A 2279-nucleotide genomic window follows, 5' to 3' on the forward strand; every position below is an offset into this window, starting at 1 on the left:
GCAACAAGCCGGTCGACCAGTTCGACAGCCGCCAGGCACAGACCATCGCCCGCCTGAAGGCCATCGCCCCCTGCAACACCGGTGAATTGAACAGCGGCGACAAGCGTTGCCTGGTGCCCCTGACCGTCGCCGACCTGGCCGAGCTCTACGAGTCGTACCCGCAGGCCCGCCTGCTGGCCGGTGGCACCGACCTGACCCTGGAGGTCACCCAGTTTCATCGGTCGCTGCCGGTGATGATCCACGTCAGCCAGGTCGCCGAACTCAAGCGCATCGAGCGTTTCGACGACCGCCTGGAAATCGGGGCGGCGGTCCCCCTCAGCGATTGTCATGCCGCCCTGGCGGTCGAGTACCCGGATTTCGGCGAATTGCTGCAACGCTTCGCCTCGCTGCAGATCCGTAACCAGGGCACTCTCGGCGGCAATATCGGCAACGCCTCGCCGATCGGTGATTCACCGCCCCTGCTGATCGCCCTGAACGCACAGTTGCTGCTGCGCAAAGGCAGCCGCCGCCGCAACCTGGCGCTGGAGGACTATTTCATCGACTACCGGGTGACCGCCCGCCAGGACAGCGAATTCATCGAGAAGATCATCGTGCCCAGGGCCAGCGCCGAATGGCGGTTTCGCGCCTACAAGGTATCCAAGCGGCTGGACGATGATATTTCCGCGGTGTGCGCCGCGTTCAACCTGCGGCTCGACGATGGCCTGGTCGCCGAAGCGCGGATCGCCTTCGGCGGCATGGCGGCGATCCCGAAACGCGCCCGGGCCTGCGAAGCCGCACTGCTCGGCCAGCCCTGGAACCAGGCCAGTGTCGAACGCGCCTGCGCCGCTCTGGCCGAAGACTTCACGCCACTGTCGGACTTCCGCGCCAGCAAGGAGTACCGCCTGCTCAGTGCGCAGAACCTGCTGCGCAAGTACTTCATCGAACTGCAAACGCCGCATATCGAGACCCGGGTGACCGCCTATGTCTAACCATCCTGTCGCGGAAAAAACCCAGGCCGAACTCGCCGAGTTGTTCGCCCGGGACCTGACCAGCGGCGTCGGCCGCAGCGTCAAGCACGAGAGCGCCGACAAGCATGTGGCCGGTGAAGCGGTGTATATCGACGACCGCCTGGAATTCCCCAACCAGCTGCATGTGTATGCCCGGCTTTCAGATCGCGCCCATGCGCGCATCCTGCGGATCGACACCACGCCCTGCCATGCCTTCGATGGCGTGCGCATCGTCATCACCCACGAGGACATTCCCGGCCTCAAGGACATCGGCCCGCTGCTGCCCGGTGATCCGCTGCTGGCGATCGACAAGGTCGAGTTCGTTGGCCAGCCGGTGCTCGCCGTGGCCGCGCGGAACATGGAAACCGCGCGCCAGGCGGCCATGGCGGCCATCGTCGAGTACGAGGACCTGGAGCCGGTACTGGACGTGGTCGAGGCCCTGCGCAAGCGCCATTTCGTCCTGGAAAGCCATACCCACAAACGCGGTGACTCGGCCAGCGCCCTGGCCAGCGCCGAGCATCGGATCCAGGGCAGCCTGCACATCGGCGGCCAGGAGCACTTCTACCTGGAAACCCAGATCTCCTCGGTGATGCCCACCGAGGACGGCGGCATGATCGTCTACTGCTCGACGCAGAACCCCACCGAAGTGCAGAAGCTGGTGGCCGAAGTGCTCGACATACCGATGAACAAGGTGGTGGTCGACATGCGCCGCATGGGTGGCGGCTTCGGCGGCAAGGAGACCCAGGCGGCCAGCCCGGCCTGCCTTTGCGCGGTGGTCGCGCGCCTGACCGGGCAACCGACCAAGATGCGCCTGCCTCGGGTCGAGGACATGCTGATGACCGGCAAGCGCCACCCCTTCTACATCGAATACGACGTCGGCTTCGACAGCCGCGGCCGGCTGCACGGGATCAACCTCGAGCTGGCCGGCAACTGCGGCTGCTCGCCGGACCTCTCGGCGTCGATCGTCGACCGCGCCATGTTCCACGCCGACAACGCCTATTACCTGGGCGATGCGACGGTCAACGGCCATCGCTGCAAGACCCACACCGCGTCGAATACCGCCTACCGCGGCTTCGGCGGCCCACAGGGAATGGTCGCCATCGAGGAGGTGATGGATCACATCGCCCGTCACCTCGGCCTCGATCCGCTGGCGGTGCGCAAGGTCAACTACTACGGCAAGACCGAACGCAACATCACCCATTACTACCAGACCGTCGAGCACAACCTGCTCGAGGAAATGACCGCCGAGCTGGAGGCCACCAGCCAGTATGCCGAGCGGCGGGAAACCATCCG

2 protein-coding genes are annotated in these 2279 nt (G+C 65.5%); both read left to right on the plus strand.

Going from position 1 to position 2279, the window contains the following annotated elements; genetic code table 11:
* On the plus strand, nucleotides 1-968 hold a 968-nt coding region (locus K675_RS0127800; protein WP_017906735.1), incomplete at its 5' end, for a xanthine dehydrogenase small subunit.
* The coding region (locus K675_RS0127805) for a molybdopterin cofactor-binding domain-containing protein (protein WP_017906736.1) at nucleotides 961-2279 on the plus strand (1319 nt) is incomplete at its 3' end. The genes K675_RS0127800 and K675_RS0127805, both read left to right, overlap by 8 nt.

Source organism: Pseudomonas fuscovaginae SE-1, from assembly GCF_000364705.1.
Taxonomy (GTDB): domain Bacteria; phylum Pseudomonadota; class Gammaproteobacteria; order Pseudomonadales; family Pseudomonadaceae; genus Aquipseudomonas; species Aquipseudomonas fuscovaginae_A.